The following is a 252-nucleotide window of genomic DNA, read 5'->3' on the forward strand; positions in this document are numbered from 1 at the left end:
AAGAAAGCATCAAATTAGACAGTAAACTGGTTGAAATGTTGGACACTCAATTGAAATTAAAACAAGAAGAAAAACAAATGGTTTCTGCAAATTCCACTATTGAAATTGACCATTCTTTGGCTTTGAAACTGGCTGATGAAATTGTACGTATTCATAAAAACCCGCAACAGATGGACGCTAATACAAAAGGCTTGAAGCAATTGTCAGCATCGGTAAAACGTATTCAAGACAACTTTGCATCTAATGGTTATG

At 34.5% G+C, this 252-nt stretch carries 1 protein-coding gene; it reads left to right on the top strand.

The window, feature by feature from the left end:
* The coding region (locus tag SB772_RS43670) for a hypothetical protein (RefSeq protein WP_410838985.1) at positions 1–252 on the top strand (252 nt) is incomplete at both ends.

Origin of the sequence: Paraburkholderia sp. SIMBA_030, from assembly GCF_046535245.1 — a bacterium.
GTDB lineage: Bacteria > Pseudomonadota > Gammaproteobacteria > Burkholderiales > Burkholderiaceae > Paraburkholderia.